This window comes from Brakhagea baltica (assembly GCF_052161605.1).
Classification (GTDB): Bacteria; Planctomycetota; Planctomycetia; order Pirellulales; family Pirellulaceae; genus JBKCUI01.
Genome location: NZ_CP197409.1, coordinates 4,457,904 through 4,480,697 on the forward strand (window position 1 = coordinate 4,457,904; position 22,794 = coordinate 4,480,697).

At 51.5% G+C, this 22,794-nt stretch carries 16 protein-coding genes; 9 read left to right on the forward strand and 7 right to left on the reverse strand.

The features are described from left to right. Positions 1 to 123 precede the first annotated feature (123 nt). Positions 124 to 2,922: a pyruvate, phosphate dikinase gene (gene ppdK, locus SH449x_RS17015; RefSeq protein WP_482377275.1), complete on the reverse strand. Its 2,799-nt coding sequence runs from the start codon at positions 2,920 to 2,922 to the stop codon at positions 124 to 126. 140 nt (positions 2,923 to 3,062) lie between these two features. Between ppdK and SH449x_RS17020 the strand changes: the two genes are divergently transcribed. Further along, positions 3,063 to 4,988: a prolipoprotein diacylglyceryl transferase gene (locus SH449x_RS17020; protein ID WP_482377276.1), complete on the forward strand. Its 1,926-nt coding sequence runs from the start codon at positions 3,063 to 3,065 to the stop codon at positions 4,986 to 4,988. Positions 4,989 to 5,299: 311 nt separating this feature from the next. On the opposite strand, the gene SH449x_RS17025 is transcribed toward SH449x_RS17020, so the two are convergent. After that, positions 5,300 to 6,493: a glycosyltransferase gene (locus tag SH449x_RS17025; protein ID WP_482377277.1), complete on the reverse strand. Its 1,194-nt coding sequence runs from the start codon at positions 6,491 to 6,493 to the stop codon at positions 5,300 to 5,302. A 150-nt stretch (positions 6,494 to 6,643) separates the two neighbouring features. Here SH449x_RS17025 and SH449x_RS17030 point away from each other — a divergent pair, with 150 nt between their 5' ends. Together SH449x_RS17030 and SH449x_RS17035 are read left to right on the forward strand one after the other, a co-directional pair. Next, positions 6,644 to 7,486, forward strand: coding sequence for a TIGR00282 family metallophosphoesterase (locus tag SH449x_RS17030; protein ID WP_482377278.1), 843 nt, complete (start codon positions 6,644 to 6,646; stop codon positions 7,484 to 7,486). A gap of 1 nt (position 7,487) precedes the next feature. Further along, complete coding sequence (locus SH449x_RS17035; RefSeq protein WP_482377279.1) at positions 7,488 to 8,639, forward strand: hydantoinase/oxoprolinase family protein; 1,152 nt, start codon at positions 7,488 to 7,490, stop codon at positions 8,637 to 8,639. A gap of 5 nt (positions 8,640 to 8,644) precedes the next feature. On the opposite strand, the gene SH449x_RS17040 is transcribed toward SH449x_RS17035, so the two are convergent. From SH449x_RS17040 to SH449x_RS17060, 5 genes are all read right to left on the reverse strand, one after another. Then, positions 8,645 to 9,661, reverse strand: coding sequence for a DUF1559 family PulG-like putative transporter (locus SH449x_RS17040; protein WP_482377280.1), 1,017 nt, complete (start codon positions 9,659 to 9,661; stop codon positions 8,645 to 8,647). Then, entirely contained in the window at positions 9,658 to 10,464 is an 807-nt protein-coding gene (locus SH449x_RS17045; RefSeq protein WP_482377281.1) for a glycosyltransferase family 2 protein, read from the reverse strand. The genes SH449x_RS17040 and SH449x_RS17045 overlap by 4 nt, the downstream gene beginning before the upstream one ends. A gap of 1 nt (position 10,465) precedes the next feature. Then, positions 10,466 to 11,062, reverse strand: coding sequence for an RNA polymerase sigma factor (locus SH449x_RS17050; RefSeq protein ID WP_482377282.1), 597 nt, complete (start codon positions 11,060 to 11,062; stop codon positions 10,466 to 10,468). Positions 11,063 to 11,083: 21 nt separating this feature from the next. Further along, complete coding sequence (locus tag SH449x_RS17055; RefSeq protein WP_482377283.1) at positions 11,084 to 11,245, reverse strand: hypothetical protein; 162 nt, start codon at positions 11,243 to 11,245, stop codon at positions 11,084 to 11,086. A gap of 328 nt (positions 11,246 to 11,573) precedes the next feature. Next, the gene (locus tag SH449x_RS17060) at positions 11,574 to 13,256 is read right to left on the reverse strand and encodes a hypothetical protein (RefSeq protein ID WP_482377284.1); all 1,683 of its coding nucleotides are present in this window, start codon (positions 13,254 to 13,256) and stop codon (positions 11,574 to 11,576) included. Positions 13,257 to 13,836: 580 nt separating this feature from the next. Between SH449x_RS17060 and SH449x_RS17065 the strand changes: the two genes are divergently transcribed. From SH449x_RS17065 to SH449x_RS17090, 6 genes are all read left to right on the forward strand, one after another. Continuing rightward, complete coding sequence (locus SH449x_RS17065; protein WP_482377285.1) at positions 13,837 to 14,943, forward strand: hypothetical protein; 1,107 nt, start codon at positions 13,837 to 13,839, stop codon at positions 14,941 to 14,943. Between the two features lie 917 nt (positions 14,944 to 15,860). After that, a complete protein-coding gene (locus SH449x_RS17070; protein ID WP_482377286.1) occupies positions 15,861 to 16,967 on the forward strand; it encodes a hypothetical protein in 1,107 nt (368 codons plus the stop codon). 911 nt (positions 16,968 to 17,878) lie between these two features. Beyond that, positions 17,879 to 18,994, forward strand: coding sequence for a hypothetical protein (locus SH449x_RS17075; RefSeq protein WP_482377287.1), 1,116 nt, complete (start codon positions 17,879 to 17,881; stop codon positions 18,992 to 18,994). 5 nt (positions 18,995 to 18,999) lie between these two features. Beyond that, positions 19,000 to 19,647: a hypothetical protein gene (locus SH449x_RS17080; protein ID WP_482377288.1), complete on the forward strand. Its 648-nt coding sequence runs from the start codon at positions 19,000 to 19,002 to the stop codon at positions 19,645 to 19,647. Beyond that, positions 19,644 to 20,402 carry an Ig-like domain-containing protein gene (locus tag SH449x_RS17085; protein WP_482377289.1) on the forward strand — a complete coding sequence of 253 codons (759 nt, stop codon included), beginning with the start codon at positions 19,644 to 19,646 and terminating at the stop codon, positions 20,400 to 20,402. Before SH449x_RS17080 ends, SH449x_RS17085 begins: the two co-directional genes overlap by 4 nt. A gap of 58 nt (positions 20,403 to 20,460) precedes the next feature. Then, on the forward strand, positions 20,461 to 22,176 hold the full coding sequence (locus SH449x_RS17090) for a hypothetical protein (RefSeq protein ID WP_482377290.1): 1,716 nt from the start codon (positions 20,461 to 20,463) through the stop codon (positions 22,174 to 22,176). Positions 22,177 to 22,794 lie beyond the last annotated feature (618 nt).

Genomic DNA, 22,794 nt, shown 5'->3' on the forward strand with positions numbered 1-22,794 from the left:
CACTACGGTAGATTTATTTCTGCCGCTCTTTTAAAGAGCCACGTGGTTTCCGATGCTACTTTTGCCTTACCATCCACTGACACCGGTGTCAGTGGATTTAGATGACGCAAGGTAGAAACTACCTTACTTTACCTTGGTCTTAGCCCGAGTCGCTGACTTGGCCTTGGCATCCTTCGATACCTTGGCCGCTGGAGCGGCTGGTGGGTTCCTCAAGGCAGCCTGTGCTGCTGCCAGTCGAGCGATCGGCACTCGGAACGGACTGCAGCTTACATAATCCAAACCAATCTTGTGGCAGAACTCAACAGACGATGGATCGCCGCCATGCTCGCCGCAAATGCCCATCTTCAAGCCAGGCTTGGTCGCACGGCCCTTCTCGACACCGATTTGCATGAGCTGACCAACACCGGTTTGATCGATCGAAGCAAACGGATTCGCCTTGATAATCTCGAGCCCTTGGTAAGCTGGCAAGAAGGATCCGGAATCGTCCCGGCTCATGCCCAAGCAGGTTTGGGTCAAGTCGTTGGTACCGAACGAGAAGAAATCTGCTGACTCAGCAATCTCATCAGCGGTCAACGCACCTCGAGGAATCTCGATCATCGTGCCAACCGTGTAAGCAAACTTCTTGCCAGTTGCCTTCATGACCTCAGCAGCCACGCGGTGAACGATCTCGACTTGGAGATCGAGCTCTCGCTTAAAGCCGACGAGTGGAACCATGACTTCTGGCTTCACCTTGGTGCCGGACTTCAGAACAGCCGCCGCTGCTTGGAAAATCGCGCGAGCTTGCATCTCGGTGATTTCAGGACGCAAGATACCAAGTCGGCAACCCCGGAAGCCCAACATCGGATTGAACTCGTGCAGTTCTGCAACCAGTCGATCGACTTCGGCAGGGCTGATTCCCAACTGCTTGGCAACCTCAGCTTGACCCTTCTTGTTGTCGTGCTGTGGCAAGAACTCGTGCAATGGCGGATCGAGCAAACGAATGCAAGCTGGCAGACCGTCGAGAGCTTTGAAAATGCCTTCGAAGTCTTTTTGCTGATAAGGCAACAACGTCGCCAAAGCCTTCTTGCGATCCTCTTCGCTCTTTGCCAAGATCATTTGGCGAACAGCGATGATACGATCACCCTCGAAGAACATGTGCTCGGTTCGGCACAATCCAATACCGGCTGCACCGAAAGCGATCGCGTTTTCGACTTGGTCGGGTTGGTCCGCATTGGTTCGCAAGCCGAGTGTTCGGTACTTGTCAGCCAGCTTCATGATGAAGTCGTAGTACTGGAACACCTTGCTCTGTGCAGGCTTGAGCGTCTTGCCAATGAGGACTTGCTTGAGCTCGCTGTCAGCGGTGTCGATCTTGCCATGGAACACTTCACCGGTCGTTCCGTTGATGCTGATCGCGTCACCTTCCTTGAGGGTAACACCTTTGCACTTGAGGGTGCCTTTGTGGTAATCGATTTCGATATCACCGGCACCGGCCACGCACACCTTGCCCATTTGGCGAGCTACGAGAGCCGCGTGGCTGGAAACGCCACCCCGAGCGGTCAAAATACCGTCGGAAGCGATCATGCCTCGCAAATCTTCTGGGCTAGTTTCGATCCGAGCGAGAACAACGTTGTGCCCCTTGGCTGCAAGCTCTTCGGCTTTGTTCGCTGTGAAGACCACAACACCGGATGCAGCGCCAGGACCTGCTGGCAAGCCAACGGCCATCATGCGGCCATCCGACTTGGCCTTCTCGTAAGCCTTGGTATCGAAGATCGGCTGTAGCAATTGGTTGAGAGCTTCTGGGTCACCCGACTTGATCGCATGCTCGGGGGTCATCAACTTTTCCTTGACCATGTCGTGAGCGATCTTCACGTAGGCCAAAGCGGTTCGTTTGCCGTTTCGAGTCTGAAGCATGTACAGCTTCTTCTTCTCGATGGTGAATTCAAAGTCTTGGACATCGCCAAAGTTCTTCTCGAGAGTCTTTCGGACTTCGATAAGCTCCTTGTAGGCTGGACCGATGATCTTGTCCTTAGCCATTTCAGAGATCTTCAGCGGGGTGCGAACGCCGGCCACGACGTCTTCACCTTGGGCATTGACCAGGTACTCGCCGTAGAAAACGTTATCGCCGTTGGCAGGGTCACGGGTGAACGCGACACCTGTGGCACAGTCGTCACCCATGTTGCCGAACACCATGCTCTGAACGTTAACAGCGGTGCCCCATTCGTCTGGAATGCGGTACTTTTGGCGGTAGAGGATCGCTCGCTCGTTCATCCAAGATCCAAACACTGCGAAAACGGCTCCTTCGAGCTGCTTCATCGGATCGTTGGGGAACGCCTTGCCAGTTCGCTCTTTGATTAGTTTCTTGAAGCGGCTAACCAATTCCTTGAGGTGGTCGGAGGTGAGGTCTGTGTCTTCCTCAACTTTGACTTCCTTCTTGAGGTGGTCCATGACCTCTTCAAAAGGCTCGTGCTCGTTTTCGTGTCGCTTTTGGACACCCATGACGACGTCGCCGTACATTTGAAGGAATCGGCGATAAGAATCCCAAGCAAAGCGTGGGTTGTCGGTCGCTGCGGCTAGACCAGCACAAGTCTCGTCGTTCAATCCGAGGTTGAGGATGGTATCCATCATACCGGGCATCGAATCGCGAGCACCGGAGCGAACAGAGACGAGAAGAGGGTTCTTAGGATCCCCGAACTTCTTGCCGGTTTCCTTTTCCATCCATTTAACGGCTTTGACCATATCCCCAACCAATTCGGCTGGAGCTTTTTTGCCATTTTTGTAGTAATGGACGCAAACTTCCGTTGTAATGGTAAAACCGGGAGGGACCGGTAGACCGATCTTGGTCATCTGAGCAAGGTTAGCTCCCTTGCCACCGAGAAGGGCTTTCATCCCTCCATTTCCGTCGGTCTTGGATTTGCCAAAGAAATAGATCAACTTGTTAGCCATGGCCGGATACAACACTCCCGTAATGATACAAAAATCGAATAGTGGGCAATTCCCAGTAATTTTCGGCCAAAAGTCTACGCCCCCCCTGTAAAAACGTCAATTGCAACGAGACTCCGCCAACCCTCCATAAACGATCATCAATGACTAAATCGGACCTACCTTTGCAGCAACTCAAAGCGGCGATTATCGCGCCAGATGTTTCAAAATCCGATGGATTCGGGCGATTTATATGCGGCGATCGCTTTGCTATCACCGCTGGAGAATGGCTGGTATTAATACCCTATCAAAGTTTTACTTTCTGTAAGTCGCATCCAACAAAAGACTGGAAAGCGATCCCGAAAACGACTGAAAGCACTCTCACCGCGACCTCCGGGCTTAGCTTGTTCGACATTCAGTGCGGTGAAACGACCGTTGCTCTCGCAGCTAGGCACCCAGCAAGCCAGCCGCTCGTCGCCCTCCTCAAACGAGGGGGTACACCACCAGAATCTATTCAACGAGACTGGCGCAAACAGCTCGCCAAATTCGGTGCGAATCCTCCGAACATCTGCCGTGTCCTTTGCCAGCCGGACGGTCTGCTGGCGGTGATCCCCGAATGGGAACCCGCAGTCCTAAAATCCTCAAGCAAATCTCCTGGAAAACTCGGACCAGGCGTGGATGCAAAGATAATCGCAGAGAGGTTCGCGAGCTGGACCAACGTCACCTGGCCGTGGCAACAAACAAACAAAAAAATGGAGCAGCCCACTCCCAAAGCCAGTCCCTCTACCCCAGCGAAGCAAGACCGAGAGCAAGGGTCCATGCATAATCCGGTCATCAAACCGGTACTTGATACACGCAAAGGAACGACCAGGCCGCAAACGATAAAACCGGCGGCAGCCGAGACGACCAGTAAATCCCAATCCATTAAACCTCAATCAAAGCGGGATCGCGTCAGCTCAAAGCGGGAGCCCGTCAGCCAGCGTCGGCTTTTGGTCACGGGAGCGATAGCGGGCTCAATCGTACTGGCCTCGGTTATCGCTTGGGCAAGCTGGCCGTCTGGGAAAAACAATCCGCAAGTGTCGTCGAAGCCCGTAGCAGAAGAACCACTCGAACCGGAAAAAGGGGCCGAGTCGGCAGCGGCAGAATCGGATGAGGACTCCATGGAAACTCTCGAAGTCTCGAGCGACTTAGAGCTCGCGGAATTGTCGTCATCGGATTCTTTTGCTTCGCTTGATTCCCTTACCTCGGGCTTGGACTCTTTTGCAGCCTTGGAAGGCAAGCTGGAGAGTGTGGTCAAGCTCGATGAACTAGACACCTCGAACATCATCGCTCGATCGCTTCAGCCAAAACCTGGTGAGGCAGCCCCTAGTGAGGCAGATAGTACACCCATGGCTCAGGCCTCCGAACTAGGACTAGCGATGTCGGATGAACTGGAGGGTGAAACGGCGACCGCAGGGGAGGGAGACAAAACCGATGAGAACATCGTTGACGATGGAATCGCACCGACGGAGTTCCGCCGCAAGGACCGATTAACTGCTGCATCCAAACGAGAGCGAGTCAACTTTGGCTTTAACGTCCCGCCGAAAGAAGCAGGCTGGTCGGTGCAGCTGGATGTTGACGAACCCTTCCCGAAATCGTTTGTGTTCGCCCCAGACGACGTCACGAGTATGGTAGGGCCAGGAAAGGCATCCTGGGTGCTCGGATTGGAGGACGAAGAGCCCGAACTCATTGTGGAAATGACCGTGAAGCCTGGGCGACGATGGGAGTTGCTCTGGCAAGTCGGGTACCGCGAGACACGAGCTGCACCCGCGAGATTGATCGGCCCAGATGACGCGAGGCGAGTCCTATCGCAATTAGTCTCGGCGAAGAGTTTTGTAGGCAGGATGCTTCTACAAAATCAGGCTGCTCGCGATGCCAGGTTGCGTGGCCCAATCGACCTTACAGAGCAACGACGACAACTCGAGAGGCAGGATCGCGAGATCGAGCAAGCGATCAATCGATGGAAAACCATAGATGAGATTAGCGGGATCGTCTTTCGGCAGACGCAGATCTCGTTCGATGCTGTACCAGGTACCAATAGTACCAACTAGGGTTGCTAGAAACATGCCAGGTGCAACTATACTCGGTGCAACTAGTTGATTAGATCTAAAAAGAACCGCCACTTCTCGCCGATCACCACCCCCTTCACCCTCCCCAAACGCCGTTTGGGGAGGGTCAGCCCGCGAAAGCGTGGCTGGGGAGGGGTTGGACGCTGCGGTCATCGAGCCCTACCCTCCCCGGCAATCTCGCTTAGGGCTCGATTGCCGACCCTCCCAGTCGCTTCACTGGGAGGGTGAAGTGGGTGGCAATCAGCGCGAAGTGCCAAAGCACAAGAGCACTTCTGCTACGCGAGCGATGCCTCTCAGCGAGCTGACGCTGCGGTGGAAATAGCCACCTCCCATTCCGAGGCAACGGTCGACCATTGATATCGATTCGCGACCTTGCGAGCTCCGCTAGTAATACGTTGCTCCAACTGCGCATCGCCGTCGAGCTGCTTCAAAAACAGAGACAGCTCGGAAATGTCTTGCATCATAAACCCTGACTCGAGATGCTTTATGCATTCCCCGACGGCGGGACTAAAGTTGGTCACAAAACACGGCAAACCAGCCGTCATAGCCTCAACTAGTGCTTGAGGAAAACCCTCGTATCGACTGGCCATCACGAACGCTCGCGCTTGGCAATATTCACTCCAAACATCTGAGGTCCAGCCACACCACTGAACTCGATCCCCAATCTCCAATTCCTCTGCCAACCGTTTCAACTCTGTTTCCAAAGGCCCTTTCCCAACGATCCGCAAAACCCAATGAGGCAATTGAGCTTGTGCGGCTTTCCATGCGTGCAGGATCCTGTCTATCTGCTTTTCAGGGGCCAAGCGACCAACGAATAGCAATCGGTTCGGCTCAGTGGAAACTGCTGCGCTTTGGTGAGTGTTTCCTTGGTCCAATGCCTCCAAGCTAGGAGACTCAATTGCCGATGGGATCGTGAGAAACGTGGCTGGCGTACTCTTTGGAAAGTATTCCTTTCGCAGGTAATCGCTAACATCTGCGGACTGAGACACTACGACTTTCGCCCGGCAATAGACCCTACGGCGAATTCTCTCCCAGAACTTTGGCAAAGTTTGAAACCGAGGGTCACTTCTTTCCGAGATCAAGACGGGGTACTGCTTTCCGAGAGCGAGCAAGACCAACGCGTTCGTCCGATCGCAAAAACTAACAACGACATCAGGTTGAAATCGGGCTGCGATCTTCTTGAGTCTTCGCACACATTGAACATGGAAAATCAGCTTCGTCAGGATGTTGGCAGTTTCTGGGAGTGGATGCTCGTTGTCAAACAGAGAGAACCGCTCAACTCGCGCGTCCAACGGATAGGCATCGCGTTCCTTTGAAGAAATCGTAACAAGAGCCAGTTCGGGAATTGTGGAATTGCGAGCCAAATGATTGGCCAAGCAAGCCATTTGGCGCTCCGAACCTCCCCCTTCGAGGGCATGAATCACCAATAAAATACGTCGACCGGCCAGGCAATCCGAAAAACGATTAGGTTCAGTCTGGTTACTCAATCGGTCGGCTCGTCTGGCGGTAAAAAAAAGGTAAACTACGTTTGCTTAAGTCGGGATGAGCCTCGGTCGCCCCTTTCCGTCGCCCCTTAATGTAACAACTATTTCTCCTCTCTAACATGATAGATCGATCATCCTTGTATGGAAGCATCCGTGAGCAAGCGTTGGCCCGACAAACCTGACCAGCCCGAAGGGACAGTTCGTATCATTATGGTAGGAGACATTGTCGGGAAACCGGGAATGGAAATCGCTTGCCACGCTTTTCCGAAACTCCGAGCGCGTGCCGGAGTGGATGTTATTATTGCCAACGCGGAGAATGCGGCCGATGGGGCGGGCTTGACTATGGCCCAGTTCAAACGATTAGTAGAAGCCGGTGTCGATGCGATTACGCTCGGCGATCACATATATAAAAAGAAAGAGATTGCAACCGCCCTCAAGGAGCAATCAAACATCGTAAAGCCAGCCAACTTCCCCGCAACAGCCCCCGGTCGAGATCATTGCATCGTGCGGGCCCGCTGCGGCGTGGATATCGCGGTGATCAGCTTGTTGGGACGAGTCTTTATGCGTCCGGTGGATTGCCCCTTTGCGGCGGTCGATCGTGTCCTAGCTCAGATTCCGGATACTTGCAAAATCCGAATCTGCGACCTACACGCCGAGGCGACCAGCGATAAACAGACGATGGGACGCTATCTGGATGGACGCGTCAGTGCGTTGCTTGGGACTCACACCCATGTTCCGACTGCGGATGAATGCATCCTACCCAAAGGAACTGCGTTTCAATGCGATGTGGGAATGACCGGCCCTCACGAGAGCATCATAGGTCGCTCCATCGATCCTGTTCTCAACACCACACTGTCCTTTGATCCCAACTCTTTTCACGTCGCCACCGAGGATGTTCGCCTAAGTGGAACTATAGTGGATATCGATCCCACAACGGGGTTAGCCCTCCAAATCGCACGCCTGCAACTAAAAAAACTAGAACTGGAATCGCTGTAAGGTGAGTGATCGCGAACAAATAAAAGAACCCGAGGCCCGAGACCTATCGCCTTGGATCGGACTCGATATCGGTGGAGCCAACATCAAAGCAGCTCACACCAACGGCTGGTCCAACCACTGCGTATTTCCGATGTGGAAGCAACCAAATTTGCTCGCCGCAGCTCTGGCCGAACTCTTGGAACGCGCACCTCCATTCTCTGGTATTGCGGTGACCATGACGGGCGAGTTAGCCGATTGCTTTCCAACGAGAGCTGTGGGAGTCGCCTCGATTCTCGATCAAGTGACCACGATACTTCCGGCTCAATTAGTCCGTGTTTATTCCGTGCAAGGAACCTGGCTAACCGTAGGAGCTGCAGCTCGATCGCCATGGACCGTAGCGGCATCCAATTGGGTTGCCTTAGCCAATTTTTTAGCAAGCCGATTCGCCGAAGGCAGAAGCTTGCTCGTCGATATAGGCTCCACCACAACCGATATCATCCCGATTTCCGATGGGCGAATCGCGGTTGAAGCCACAACCGATTCGCAGCGTATGCAATGTGGAGCATTGGTTTACACCGGAGTTGAACGATCCAATGTCGCTGCGATCTCCAGGACGGTCCCCTTATTCGGTTCGCCCTGTCCGTTGATGAACGAGTTATTCGCGACCGCTTTAGATGTCCATTTATGGTTGGGGGACATTGCAGATAATCCCTCAGACAACCAAACTGCGGACGGTGCACCCGCTACGCGTGCCCACGCGAGATTTCGATTAGCGAGAGTTGTCGGTGAGGATGGTTCCACTCTGGCCGATGTCGACATAGATGCAATCGCCAATCAAATACGAGCCGACCAAACCGCCTTGATCGCCAGAGGGCTCGAACAAGCGTCCCTCGCCGCTTGGGCCAACGCCGGTTCTACCTCTAAAAGATCCAGAGCAACGAAAGCAAAGCCACCATCGGGAACCATAAGTCCGAGCGGTTGTTTGCCAGAGCGAGTACTTGTTTGCGGGCATGGAGCGTTCTTGGTGGAGGATGCCATGCGGTTGCTGGGTTGGGAAGTTCCCAGAGTCGATTGGTCGAGTTGCTTTGCCCCCGAACTCTCCCGTATCGGCCCCGCATACGCAGTAGCCATGCTGGGCTCTCAGCATGGAATGAGTGCAGCAGCACCTCGCTAGTCGACTCAAGGAACATCGATGACTCGACCGTCGGATCGGTTCCCCAAGAAACGCAATACTTGCGGATCGATGGTGTACGATAGAGTCGTTACACTTCCATCGCACAATACGAAATTTCCTCCGCTCGGATGAGCGGAGCCAAAACTACCCACGGAAATCAAGTTAGTTCGGTCAGATAGGTACGGCCATGCGGGATTCGTGCTTCGGTGATTGTCGTTGTTGAAGCCGCCAAAGAGAATCTCGTTGTCTCCATAGTCACGCCCATTGAGATAGTTGTCTTTCGAGATGTACTTTTCTCCATAGAGGATCGTGTTGCTTGCTCCGTCCGTGATGGCGGCAAGAGTTACATGCCTCCTGAGCCACGATATCCCGCTCCAATCGGCTGGAGCCCTGGGCCATGTGTTGGTGTTCGTAAGATGGTCGGCTTCTGCCAACGTAGCAGGACCAGCAAATCCAGAGGGCCAAAACGCAGGGGTCGGCAAAGACGGGTCGACCGCCCCATCTCCCGCATTGATGGCATAGTCCCCTCGTGCAACGGAATCGATAGGGCCGGCCAGTCCACGTTGGTTCCTGCAATCCGCGCAGGTCGGATCCATGGCGAAGAGCTCTGCACCACGACGGCTTGGACAGTTAAAGGTTGACACCGGGGTTTGCAATCTTAACCTGAGTTCTGCATCACGACTCTCTGGAGTGCTGTAGTACCGCCCCAATTCGTACAATGCAGATTGCTCCATATAAGGAAGTATCGTAAAAGTCCAACTCCCTGGCTGTTCGTTTCGGCCACCGATGTCAGCGAAGCCAGGCCATTGGTATCCCCACCCTCCTGATGGAAAGCGTCGACTAGAGGACTCGAAATTCATGGTCGCCAAGCCAAGCTGCTTCAAGTTGTTCTTGCACTGCAGCCTCCGAGCCGCTTCCCGTGCCGCTTGAACCGCAGGTAGCAACAAATTCACTAGCAGACCAATGATCGCGATCACGACCAAAAGTTCGAGAAGTGTAAAACCTATGCGTTTTGTTTTCATCTTATCCTCGTTTCTGATCGACTCTGAGTGCTGAATACTCCCCTTTCGGGCAAGACTGGCAAGCTACTCATCCGCTCGCTCAACATGTATTGCAAATGTCGCCAACCATCGCGCCAGGGACGCAAATGAGGCGGTCGACTCCTGCCTGCTTTTCGCAATCTCGCGGGTACTTGCCCCACTTTTAATCCCGCAAGAGCGGATTTCGCGATCATCTCGCTGGCAAACTCCATCCCAGTACTTTTACAATTGAGGCTCAATATTGCATCGCGTCGAAAGGCTCGGATGCCACAGTGAAAATCATGAACCGTCGAACGGAACAGCAGGCGACCAACCAGGGAGAGAACGGGGTTGCCTAGATATCTATGGAGCCATGGCATCGCTCCCGGTGCAATGCCACCAGCAAACCGATCTCCGACCACCAGTTCGTATCCAGCATCGAGCTTTGCGATGAAGGTGGGGATCTGGGAAAAATCGTAACTACCGTCTGAGTCTCCCATAACGATGTAGTTGGTGGAAGCGGCTTGAATGGCAGCCCAGATCGCAGCTCCGTATCCGCGAGTGGGAACGTGAATAACCACGGCACCACTGGATGTCGCGATTTGTTGGCTACCGTCGGTGCTACCGTTATCCCCGACCACAATTTCGCCCGCCAGGCCAGCCGATCGAAAGGTCGCCTGGCATTCGGCAATGCAACCACCTATAGTCTCCGCTTCATTCAAACATGGCATTACCACGGTGAGAAACGGTTCGTTGTCCGTGTGCGCGACAACCGCAGATTCAGATTGGATCGGTGTCGACATCATACTATCCTACTTGCGGCCACTTCGTCCGAAAACAATTCCCCACAGCTTGCATCTTGCGTTCTGCCGTTCGGGTGCTGGTCCCCCATGTCAGAGCAATCTCCGCATTGGAATAACCCTGCCATCGCAATGACACCCAATCTTTCAAATCATGGCAAGCGAGCAAATCCATAAGCTCTCGAATCATGCTGAGGGTTTCGAGCTCTCTCATATCGTACCACGGTATTCGACAAGCGTATAAAGCATCGAAGAGTGCAGAGAGATCTTCGCTCAACGATCTTTTCTTTCGTTTGATATACCTGGCCCGATCAATACATCGCTCGACGATCATTCGATGGACGATTGAGTTCAATTGGCTTAAAGTGGACCAGCGTTTGTTGGAAGTACGCAGTGCAAGCCAAAGCGATGCCATGATTTCGTTGGCTATATCGTCTTCGATTTGCAGGCATTGATCTTCCCGGCACAATCGCTTGCGACAGCGTCGACGAACGGAAGCGATAAAATGATCGTAGATCCATTGAAAAGCATCTGAGTCCCCCTCTCGAATGCGCTCGATCGTAGGAACGAGGTTCGTATCATCATCATTCGGCCGCGAATTCATGAATAAACTCCTCCAGTTCGATCACGCGAATATTATCGCAATTGCATGACGTTTCGAATCTCTCAATATCTTGTTGGGAGGCGTTCCCCAGGCTTCGACATAGATTCCTACAGCATGATTTCGATTGGCGAATACGTAGTCACCGTCAAAAGGAAGCTCGGATAGCATCGTTGTTGCAGTCATTCGAAAAGAACATACTGAACTCCACCAGCTATCGCAGCACTAGTGACCTAGATGCATGGTACACTGGTGGCAGAGTTGGAGTCAAGTGATTTTGCTGAGGATTTTTCATCGCGGAATTCCCAATGTGCCCAAATCGTATTACGAACCTTACGGAGCGACAGAAAAGACAGGATGGGACTGTCTCGTTTATTGCAAGCGATCGGGAGTCTTTGTGCTCTATCAAATCCCTAAGTCGATTAGAAAACGCTCACATGAATGTGGTCAAGGAAACTTCCATGCAACAATCCCCTCTTAGGTGGGGTACAAACTTATTGGATCGCTGCAGGGACTAGCGATGGTTTGCCCCAAGGTTCTTAAGCTCCGGGTAACCGCCGTCGATTTTGAGTTCATGGAGCACTCGGTTGGAAAAATACTCTAGAAGCTCTTTGTTTTTGATCGGCCCCAGATCTCTTGCCCACACGATCTTAGAGTGATCGATGTCGGCAGAGTTGTAACACCATTCGTCATGTGGCGAGTGATCCGGTCCATACTCCACCAGAACTAAGTGCATGCCGGCGGTTGCCTGTAAGTCTTGCTCGATGGCTCGTCGTTTGTGCTGCCACACGCGAACTGTAGAAAAGAATTTTCTCGAATGATCGAATTCTTCGGATCGTTCCAGGATAGTAAATCCAATGGTCGTGATGGCAAACAGAAGTCCTATTTCGAACTTAAATAACTTAAGCGATGCCAAGGCTGCCAATGCGATTCCGATCCAGCACCACAAAAACGGAACGAGCGGAGCGAGATAATGAGGATGCATCCAAACCGTTTGGCTATGCATGATAATCACTAATCCGAACGCAGCTAGGGAAACGATTGCCAATTCCCGAACAGTTCGGTCGCGGGATGGAATCATTTTGGCCATCGCGATGATGATGCCTAGGATCGCTAAGACGGAAAGCCCACGGCCCAAAAAGAATTCCCAGAGCGTAGTGAGATAGGTGAGCTTTGTTTGAACATAACCGTCCCACGATTGCTGTTCCCGAAAGATACCAGCTTCCCAATCCGCGTGGAACGCGCGCATGGATTCATTGTGATAAACAGGCTCGTCACGCAATGTTTGAGCCAAAAACATCGGCGTCATGGAGTATCGGTTTTCGTAGCTGAAATACGGCATTCGCAATGCATTGCCGGTAACACGAGCGTTGTAGTAGCCAATCCAACTCATGCCGGTGATGGCAAGCAAGACAGGAACCAGTAAAGGCTTGCACCAACTCGAAAAAGCCCATCCCTTGGTGAATCGCATCCATGCAATTAAAGCACCGAGCGAGAGGGGAATGGCAACCAAGAACCCTTCGAGTGGACGGGAAATGGCAAGTAGCCAGAGGCCAAGAATGAATAACGAATACCACAGCGTAGGCCTAGTCGTCAGCTCGCGATAGAATCGATTTCCAGGTGGCATCATCTCGTGCTGGATGATTGCAGACGTTTCATTGGAGGACCGATTCAGCCGAATCAGCGCACCGATTGCTAAGGCGCCACCCAAGCAAGCCACAGCACCACCCCAATAGCATTGAGCCCAGTAGCCGATCTGCCCTACGTAGGAGGTGCAGTTCATAGTGAACGCGAATAACATCCCACAAGCAGCCGCCCAAGGGCGTCTTGCAAAGGGAGCCATGGCCCAAGCCATCGCGGTCCCGGCCAGAGCGAGGCTAAACCACACGCCAATGATCGGATGCCCCAACAAGATCCCGACGGCTAGAAAGATGCCTTGGCCGGGAGGGTATTTCGATGCATATTTCGGGTGTTGCAAGACGTGCATGGCTTCGAAATGTTCTGCCATGGGATGAGGCGGATTCGCAAGTCTCCCGTTTGCGAACGTGTCACCCGCGAGCAGATAGGAAAACTCATCATGAATCCGAGGATAGGCAGGCGGGAGTAGCAGCGACATCCCGAAATGGATGAGATACGAAGCGATGAACAAGACAAAGTAGAAACGGAGACTTGGCCCCATCGTTCGATCAACAGACATTGTATTGAAAGTTGCTAGGGTGTCGGACGTCGGTAATACCTTGAACAACACTGTGGAGTGAAGCCCATTCTTAACTCCAAGTTTAACCGCACGGGCATCGCCCTGCGCTGAATCGTTTAACCGCATGGGCATCGCCCTGCGCTGCGGCCTCCAGGGGCGGCCCACAAAGACACTCCCAGTATACAGTAACCTGAGCATCCTGTACCCGTCCGAGTTAGAACGCTCAACGCAGCCCGATGGGCGTGCGGTTAAACAACGGGGCATCGCCCCACCGACGCAAGGTCGGCATGGAGGCGGGGGGCAGCACCGAACAGCTTGGTCGTTAGCCTCTCCCGTTCGGCCCACGTTTTGCCTCCTCTTTGGACTTTCTATAAATTTCCCGAGAATCCATGTCGCAAAATCACTCCGTTTGTCGCATCTACTTAGAGGGGCATGGTGACGGACCATTTAGAAACCGTGGCGTTTATGCCTCGCATGGTGCAGGAGGCGACTCCCGTGGTAGGACAACTAGACGGCTTCATGGAAATTGGGATAGCCAATTGCACACTATGCCTGATCACACTCAAGAAATGTAACTGACATGGACCAAACAGGCTTTTCAAGATGGACGATGGGTCTCTTTCTCTTTTGCCTTTGGCCTAGTGCCGTCTTAGGAGACGACTTTGTATCCGAGGTATTCGATCAATGGAGGCAATACGAAGGGCTTTCCATTCGGGGGCGGGTCAAAGGAACGTATGGGACAGATGATAACATCGCTCACGTGGATAGAGAATTCGTCGTTAACATTGCAAAGACACAACCAGGTTCGCCTCCCAAATATGAGGTTTGCTACTACGAAGACAATCCCGGTGAACCACACATCGATGCGAAGAAGATCATTATGGAGGCAGAGGCTTTCATTGATGGGGCACGGGTACTTTTCACACGTCATTTGATCTCTCAGAAACCGCCGGACGCGCTTCTAAGCAACTTCAATATGAATTTCTCAGGGGGTAGTATGGAGACTTTTGTTGTGCTCCAGACTGTTGCCGTAGGATTTGATTCTCTGCTGCCTTTTCAAGCCGTGGGAAAGAGAAAGAGGGCTGACTTCAACCTCCCGATGGAATTTCTTGGTGAGACCGAGTATTTGGGACTCCCCTGTTATCATATTCGTATCAATTGGGCTGGACAAGATGGCTATTACCACGAATTGTACACGACGCGTTATCCGAGCATTCAGCCACTAAAGTTGGTGAAAACGAATCTTCCCAATGATTATCGCAAAATTCTTGAGCGAAGGACCGTTGTTTCCGCTAAAAATTTTGGATCCGTCGTTATACCTACCCACGCAAAATTTATTTTTTCCAATAGGCCTTCTGAAGTGTGGATTCATAGTGTAGAGCCATTACCGGACGATCATGTTGGCATTTACGACTATGACAAGCACACAGGGGTTATTCTTGCAGGCGAATACGCAGATGCGACAGCACGCGGTAGTGGCCGGATTCCAGTCCCAGGGAATGAGAAATTTCTACATCACCCCTACACTGACGAGGAAGCTGAAAAGATTCGAAAATACCTGCTCATGAATCAACCTGGGGTTAAGCCAAAGGCGGATTGGCTCAACTACGTGTTTTGGGCGTTTAATATCGCGGCCGTTGTTGTGATCGGACGCTATGTGTACTTGAAGATAGCGAAGAAAGCATGATTGGGATAAGGGTTTGCGTTTCTAGCTGTTTAGTCATCGCCCCACTGACGCAAGGTCGTAATGGAGGCGGTGGAGTAACACCGAACAGCTTGATGGTTATCCTCTCCCGCTCGGCCCGCGAATCTTTCCTTTTGCGATTTTTTGGAAAGTTATCCGAGAATCCATGTCGCAAAATAACCCCGTTTGTCGCATATCATTATAACGGGTTTGTTTGTTCGATAGATTTGCGAATTGGAGAGAATTATGCGTACGATTTTTGGATGCTTGGCGTTGGCGGTTGCTGGACTCGGATTAAGTCTATCTGATTCCACAAGGTTGCTCGATCCTTCAGAAGAGGCTAATGCCGTCGGTGCAGGGGTGTTTTCTGTTAAGACGTGTATATTAGTTAGTAATAATGGTTGCTATAACGGAAGTCATGCACCTGGAGGCCCATGTGACAGTACCCAAGAAGGTGATGTTGGGACTAATTGTGACCTAAGGAACATTGAAACTTGTCAAACAATGAGTGGATGGTGGTCAAACTGCTCAGGCACCGCTTTGGTAACTTGTCCCGCTGGACATGCCTATCAATGCCAAGCACTCGCGGGAGGCGGTTTTGCGTGGATATCGATCAATGCAAATGCACCTTGCGGCAATTACGAAGTTTGCACAGTATCACCTTAGGCGTTGGACAAGTATTCGCCTTAATGGGTGAATTGTGGGAAGGTTCATTTGAGACGTAGGCGATTCACAGTTTCATGAGTATCACTGATTACCGAACGTGTAGGTGGTTTCCGTGGTCGCAGTAGTGTCAAGTTAAATGGTAATGATCATTTAGCTTAGTGTTAGGCTCGTCGCAGGTCACCCAAGCCTATGGATTTGAGTTTTCGTATTCCCAACCTACACATCAAGACGCTGTGTTAAGAGAAAGAGATTTTATGGAGATAACGCGATTTGCACGATGGATGGTGGGTCTCTGGCTCTTTTGCCTTTGGCCTGCAATCGTTTCCGGTGACGACTTTGTATCCGAGGTGTTCGATCAATGGAGGCAATACGAAGGGCTTTCCATTCGGGGGCGGGTCAAAGGAACCTATGGGACAGATGATAACATCGCTCACGTGGATAGAGAGTTTGTCGTTAACATCGCGAGGACGAAACCAGGCTCGCCTCCCAAATATGATGTTTGCTACTACGAAGACAATCCTGGTGAACCACACATCGACGCCAAGAAGATCATCATGGAGGCAGAGGCTTTCATTGATGGGGCACGGGTACTTTTCACACGTCATTTGATCTCTCAGAAACCGCCGAGTGCGCGACTTAGTGTTCTCAACATGAACTTCTCAGACTGTATGACCGAAACGCATCTAATTTTGCGGACAATTGTCGGAGGCCTTGATACTAGGCCTGTCTATCATGCTGTCGGAAAGGTAAAGAGGGCTGACTTCAACCTCCCGATTGAATTTCTTGGTGAGACCGAGTATCTGGGACTCCCCTGTTACCATATTCGTATCAATTGGGCTGGAAAGGATGGCAATTACCACGAATGGTACACGACGCGATACCCGAGCATTCAGCCGCTAAAGCTGGTGAAAGCGAATCTCCCCGATGATTATCGCAAGATTCTTGAGGGAAGGACCGTTGTTTCCGCTAAAAATTTCGGATCCGTCGTTATGCCTACTCATGCAAAATTTATTTATTCCAACAAGCCTTCTGAAGTGTGGATTCATGGCGTAGAGCCATTGCCGGATGATCATGTTGGCATATACGACTATGACAAGCACACAGGGGTTATCCTCGGAGGCAAATACGCTGACGCGACAGCACGCGGTAGTGGCCGGATTCCTGTCCCAGGGAACGAAAAATTTCTACATCACCCCTACACTGACGAGGAGGCCGAAAAGATTCGCAAGTACCTTCTAATGAACCAACCTGGGGTTAAGCCCAAGGCCGATTGGCTCAACTACGTGTTTTGGGCCTTTAATATCGCGGCCGTTGTTGTGATCGGACGCTATGTGTACTTGAAAGTAGCGAAGAAAGCATGATTGGCATGCGGATTTGCGTTTCTAGCTGTTTAGTCATCCCCCCACCGACGCAAGGCCGTAATGGAGGCGGTGGAGTAACACCGAACAGCTTGGTGGTGATCCTCTCCCGCTCGGCCCGCGATTGTCTTGTTTTCGGACTCTAAAAATTTCCCGATAATCCATGTTGCAAAATCGCTCCGTTTGTCGCATATCATTGTAACGAGTTTGTTTGTTTGATGGATTTCCAAATTGGAGAGAATTATGCGTACGATTTTTGGATGCTTAGCGTTGGCAGTTGCTGGGCTCGGATTAAGTCTATCTGATTCCACAAGGCAGCTCGATATCTCAGAAGAGGCTAATGCCGTCGGTGCAGGAGTGTTTTCTGTTAAGACGTGTATGTTAGTTAGTAATAATGGTTGCTATAACGGAAGTCATGCACCTGGAGGGCCATGTGACAGTACCCAAGAAGGTGATGTTGGGACTAATTGTACCCTAAAGAATATTGAAACTTGTCAAACAATGAGTGGATGGTGGTCAAACTGCTCAGGCACCGCTTTGGTGACTTGCCCCATTGGACAGGCCTATCAATGCAAAGCACTACAAGAAGGTGGTTTTGTGTGGGTGTCAACGGGAAATGCACATTGCGGCAATTACGAAGTTTGTACAGTATCACCTTAGGCGTTGGACAGGTATTCGCCTTAATGGGTGAATTGTGGGAAGTTTCCTTTGAGACGAAGGCAATTAACAGTTTCATGACTATCACTGATTACCGGACGTGTAGTTTGTTTTAGTCGTCACTGTAGTTTCAAGCTAAATGGTAACGGCCATTTAGCTTAGTGTTAGGCTCGTCGCAGGTCACCCAAGCCTATGGATTTGAGTTTTCGTATTCCCAACCTACACATCAAGACGCTGTGTTAAGAGAAAGAGATTTTATGGAGATAACGCGATTTGCACGATGGATGGTGGGTCTCTGGCTCTTTTGCCTTTGGCCTGCAATCGTTTCCGGTGACGACTTTGTATCCGAGGTGTTCGATCAATGGAGGCAATACGAAGGGCTTTCCTTTCGAGGTCGGGTCAGAGGAATCATTGGAGTAGCTGGTACAGAGGAGCATGACACCCACTTGGACAGAGATTTCGTGGTTAATATCGCTCGAACACAACCAGGTTCGCCTCCCAAATATGAGGTTTGCTACTACGAAGACAATCCCGGTGAACCACACATCGATGCGAAGAAGATCATTATGGAGGCAGAGGCTTTCATTGATGGGGCACGGGTACTTTTCACACGTCATTTGATCTCTCAGAAACCGCCGAGTGCGCGACTTAGCGTGCTCAATATGAATTTCTCAGAGTGTCTGACCGAAACGCATCTGATAATGCAGACAATTGTCGGAGGCGTTGGTATTAGGCCTGTCTATCAAGCTGTCGGCAAGGTAAAGAGGGCTGACTTCAACCTGCCGTTTGAAATTCTTGGTGAGACCGAGTATTTGGGACTCCCCTGTTACCATATTGGTATGAATTGGGTTGGAAAGGATGGCTTTTACCACGAATGGTACACGACGCGATACCCGAGCATTCAGCCGCTAAAGCTGGTAAAAGCGAATCTCCCCGATGATTATCGCAAGATTCTTGAGCGACGGACCGTTGTTTCCGCTAAGAATTTCGGTTCGGTCGTTGTGCCTACTCATGCAAAATTTATTTATTCCAACAAGCCTTCTGAAGTGTGGATTCATAGCGTAGTGCCATTGCCGGATGATCATGTTGGCATATTCGACTATGACAAGCACACAGGGGTTATTCTCGGAGGCAAATACGCTGACGCGACAGCACGCGGCAGTGGCCGGATTCCCGTCCCAGGGAATGAGAAATTTCTACATCACCCCTACACTGACGAGGAAGCTGAAAAGATTCGAAAATACCTGCTCATGAATCAACCTGGGGTTAAGCCAAAGGCGGATTGGCTCAACTACGTGTTTTGGGCGTTTAATATCGCGGCCGTGTTTGTTATCGGACGCTATGTGTACTTGAAAGTAGCGAAGAAAGCATGATTGGCATGAAAGAGATTTTCGTTCTGCTGAGCTTATTCGCGCCAATGGTAGTATTACCGTCTCGATCGGATGATGCTGCGTTATCCAATCAAGAGTCGAATGAGATGCCTCAGTGGCAGTTTAAGTACTGTGGTAAGGCTGTTGCCGAGCTGGCGGCATGGCGCATAGCTGGACGCGCCTTGAACGGGGAGCAATACCAGCGGCTCGCGCAGCAACAGTCATCGAGCATGACCGATGTTAGATTAACGCTAGAGGAGAATGGCTTTCAGGTCCGATCGTTTTCGGTATCGCAGCACGATTTCTTGGGCCTGATGTGGGTTGAGAGGTTGGTCAGATTCCAATATGGTCAAGTCGTTGTGCTAGTTCCTGCTCAACAAGGTGCCGAGTCAGAGATCGGACATTTTTGTGTCGTGGATTGGTTGGGAAAGGACGAAGCCAATCTTATTGAGCCGTGTACTGGATCAGAGATCAAGATGAACATTTCTGATTTGGCTGACAAAGAAGGAAGAATCCTTTTGCAGCACGTTTTAGAGCCTTCCCAGCGTTACCTTGCTGCTCCCGTTTCTTTGCAAAAGGTTTGCTGGCTGACGATCCTTCCCCTCGTTGCGTTATCGATTCTTGTTTCTCAACGAAAGAAGACAACTAAGACGTGAACAAGAAGTCTAAAATAATAGTACTCTTGGGGTGCTTATCGCTTTTACTGGGTGGAGTTGCAATACTGTACTTTGCACGAGGGAACGCGATTGCCTGTAGCATCTCTAACGCTACCGTCGAATGGGGGGATGTGCAACGGTACCAGAAGTTATCCACCACTCTCACGGTAACCAATCACACTCGAGAGACAGTGAGTCTTGACACGATGGTGCTTAGCTGCACCTGCTTAACCAGCACGTTTAGCCCTACAGAGTTAGCGCCACAGGCCTCTGTCTCCTTTGACGTGTCGCTCAACCCTCTGGTGCTTGGGATAGGCGAGCAATCATTTAAGATCGAGACCACTCCAAAACAGAAGCACGAAATATCCACTCGATTTTTGTACAATGTCGTCGAGGGGGTGTGTATCAAGCCCGAGTCGACGTGGCTAGGGGTGACACACCATGCGGACAGTTTCCCCAAGACGATTGAAGTTAGTATTTCGGGACTTCCCCAATCGACACTGGTCCAGGAGGTAATCGGCGTGAAAGATGGCAATCCCAAAGTCCCCGCCGCCCTGAGTTACGAAGCCAGCTTGACTAGGTCGTCTTACGCAACCGAAAGAGAGATGCCTGCAATTGGACCGACTTTGAAAATCACGATATCGAATCCTAAAAACCAGATAGGAAATTTCTCCGACAACCTTGTTCTTGTTCTCAAGTCCTCCGCCGGTCAACTTGATCTACCTTTTAGCACACATGGTTGGTTAACTGAGTAACGTAATGCGGGACTCATTTAGTCAGCTAGAATATTTAAGTAATCTTAGTCGGAATCGTTTGATTCTTCCTCTATTCGGTTGGTGTGTTGCCGCTGCTTGTCTTCTTGTCTCCGCAATCTACCAATCACCCGTAAATGATGAGTTTGGTCATTTGTATGCGGGGCTCCTGTATTGGCAACACGCCGATACGGCCATGTTTAACGTGAATCCTCCTCTGCTTCGTAGCATCGCAGCGTTGCCAGGTGTTGTCTCAGGACTTCGGGCCGATGATCAGCAGGAACGGATCTCGGCAGAACCTTTACGATTGCATCGACCTGAATTTCCTTTGGGTAGGGAACTGTTTATTCGCAATCCCACCGATTTTCAATGGGCTCTCACCGTGGGTAGGTTTTCCGTTGTCGCGGTAACCCTCTTAGGGGGCTGGCTCTTGATGTCCTGGGCACGTCAATTGATTGGCCAGAGCCTCGGGGAATCAAGTCCCTGGGTGCGACGCGCAGGGTGGATGGCCGCAGGTTTCTGGTTGGCTCAACCTCAAATCCTATCTCATGGCGCCTTGATCACGGGTGATGTTGTCTGCGCTGTGATGATGCTGGCGACCTTGCGCGTTCTCGGCTGGACTCTGGAAAAGTTCAACGCCATTCGTGCCATCCTGCTAGGGGCTATTTTAGCGATCGCGATTCTATGCAAGTTTACGGCATTGGCACTTGTTCCCTTGATCGTTTTTGCTTTAGCATGGAATGCTCATCGATACTCTCTGGTCCGGCTTTTCAGTCGACTTGTTTTGGTGGGAGTCACGGTGCTGCTGATCGTTCCTATTCCGTACCGATTCCAAGGCTTGGGACAAGATTTCCTCGAATACGAATTCGTCAGTGGCACTTTTCGAGAATGGCAGTCGCAACTCGAAATCGTGTTATCGCGAATTCCAGGAGCAAGCTACTTCGATAACGGACGTGTCCCCCTCCCGGTACCGGTTCCTGCGGAAATGTTGCTCGGGATTGACCGACAGCAATTTGATTTTGAGATAGGCTTGCCCTCGTTTGCCGCCGGGATCCGTAGCGATCATGGCTGGTGGTGGTTCTACCTTTACAGCATGCTGGTCAAGCTCCCGTTGGGGACTTGGTTGGCTATCACAGGTTCGATCGTGATTGGGATAGCCGGGGGCTCCAAGATGCGATCTGGGTTGATACTACCAAGCCTGCTGATCTTGGTATTGCTATTGGTAACGGCCGCTCAAGATGGATTCGCGCAGCAGCACCGCTATATTTTGCCCGTGTATCCTGCTTTGATCTTGATCGTGGCGGTAACTAGTGCTCGGGCGTTGGCAGCACCTGGAATGCTTCGATGGGTGGGTGGTAGCTGCCTAATCGGATTGGGGATGACGGTGATTGGCAGTGCCATGGTGGCACCCCATTGGCTAGGAGCATTTAACGTCCTCGCAGGGGGCAATCAAACCGGTTATCGATGTCTTTTCAACGATGCGTCCGATTGGGGGCAAGATACCTATCGCGTCCAAGATTGGATTGCATCCCATTCACGAGGAGAACCGGTCTATGTCCGTTCGTCCTTCTCGGGCGAACGGGAGTTGGAAGCCGTTGGCGGGGATTTCCTATCGTTCAATGGGAGCTTCGATGAATTAGTAAGCCCTTGTTGGATCGTGGTCAGCAAAAGTGATCTCGCCATGGACCCCAGTTTGCATGAACAGTTTAGGCCACTACCTGCTCAGGACTACATTGGCGGCAGCCACCTCGTGTATCGATTGAATCACTCTCGTTGAGCGAGGGATGATAGACCGGAGGGGGCCGGATAATCGAGACATTGAGTACATCCGCTGGTTAGCAAAATGAGTCTCAAACGCAGGTCTAGCTTGGGAACCTGATTCACCGGACGGGGCAAGCCCGTCGGGGTCTGCACAATATTGGGAGTGTACGCGTGTTTTGGGGTTGTTCTAGCCGCGAACCATTGGCACCGATGGGACAAGCCCATCGGGGGCCCAGACAGGGTGATTGTGTTCCCACCATTAGCCTCGCCCCCGGTCGGCTTGCCCGACCGGAGCGTACGGTTCGTTGGCTAGATCGCGGCAAAGAGATTACAAAGGCTCCCAGACGGGCTAGTCCCGTCTGAAGCCTAAGGTTCATTAGCTAGATCAGCATCAATGTTACGACAAAACTCCCCAGAGACCAACCTGCCTTCGACACACTTTTCCGCTAGTCGCGTTCCCGCAAAGCTAACGATTGGATAGGTAGATTGTCGACATGCCATCTCCAGCCGGAGCAATTTGGGAAAAATCCCATGAATCCATGTCGCAGATTCATTCCATTTGTCGCATCTAATAGAAACGCGAAAGTGTTAGGGGGTTTTTCACCTTGGAGAACATGGGGCGTACGATTTTAGG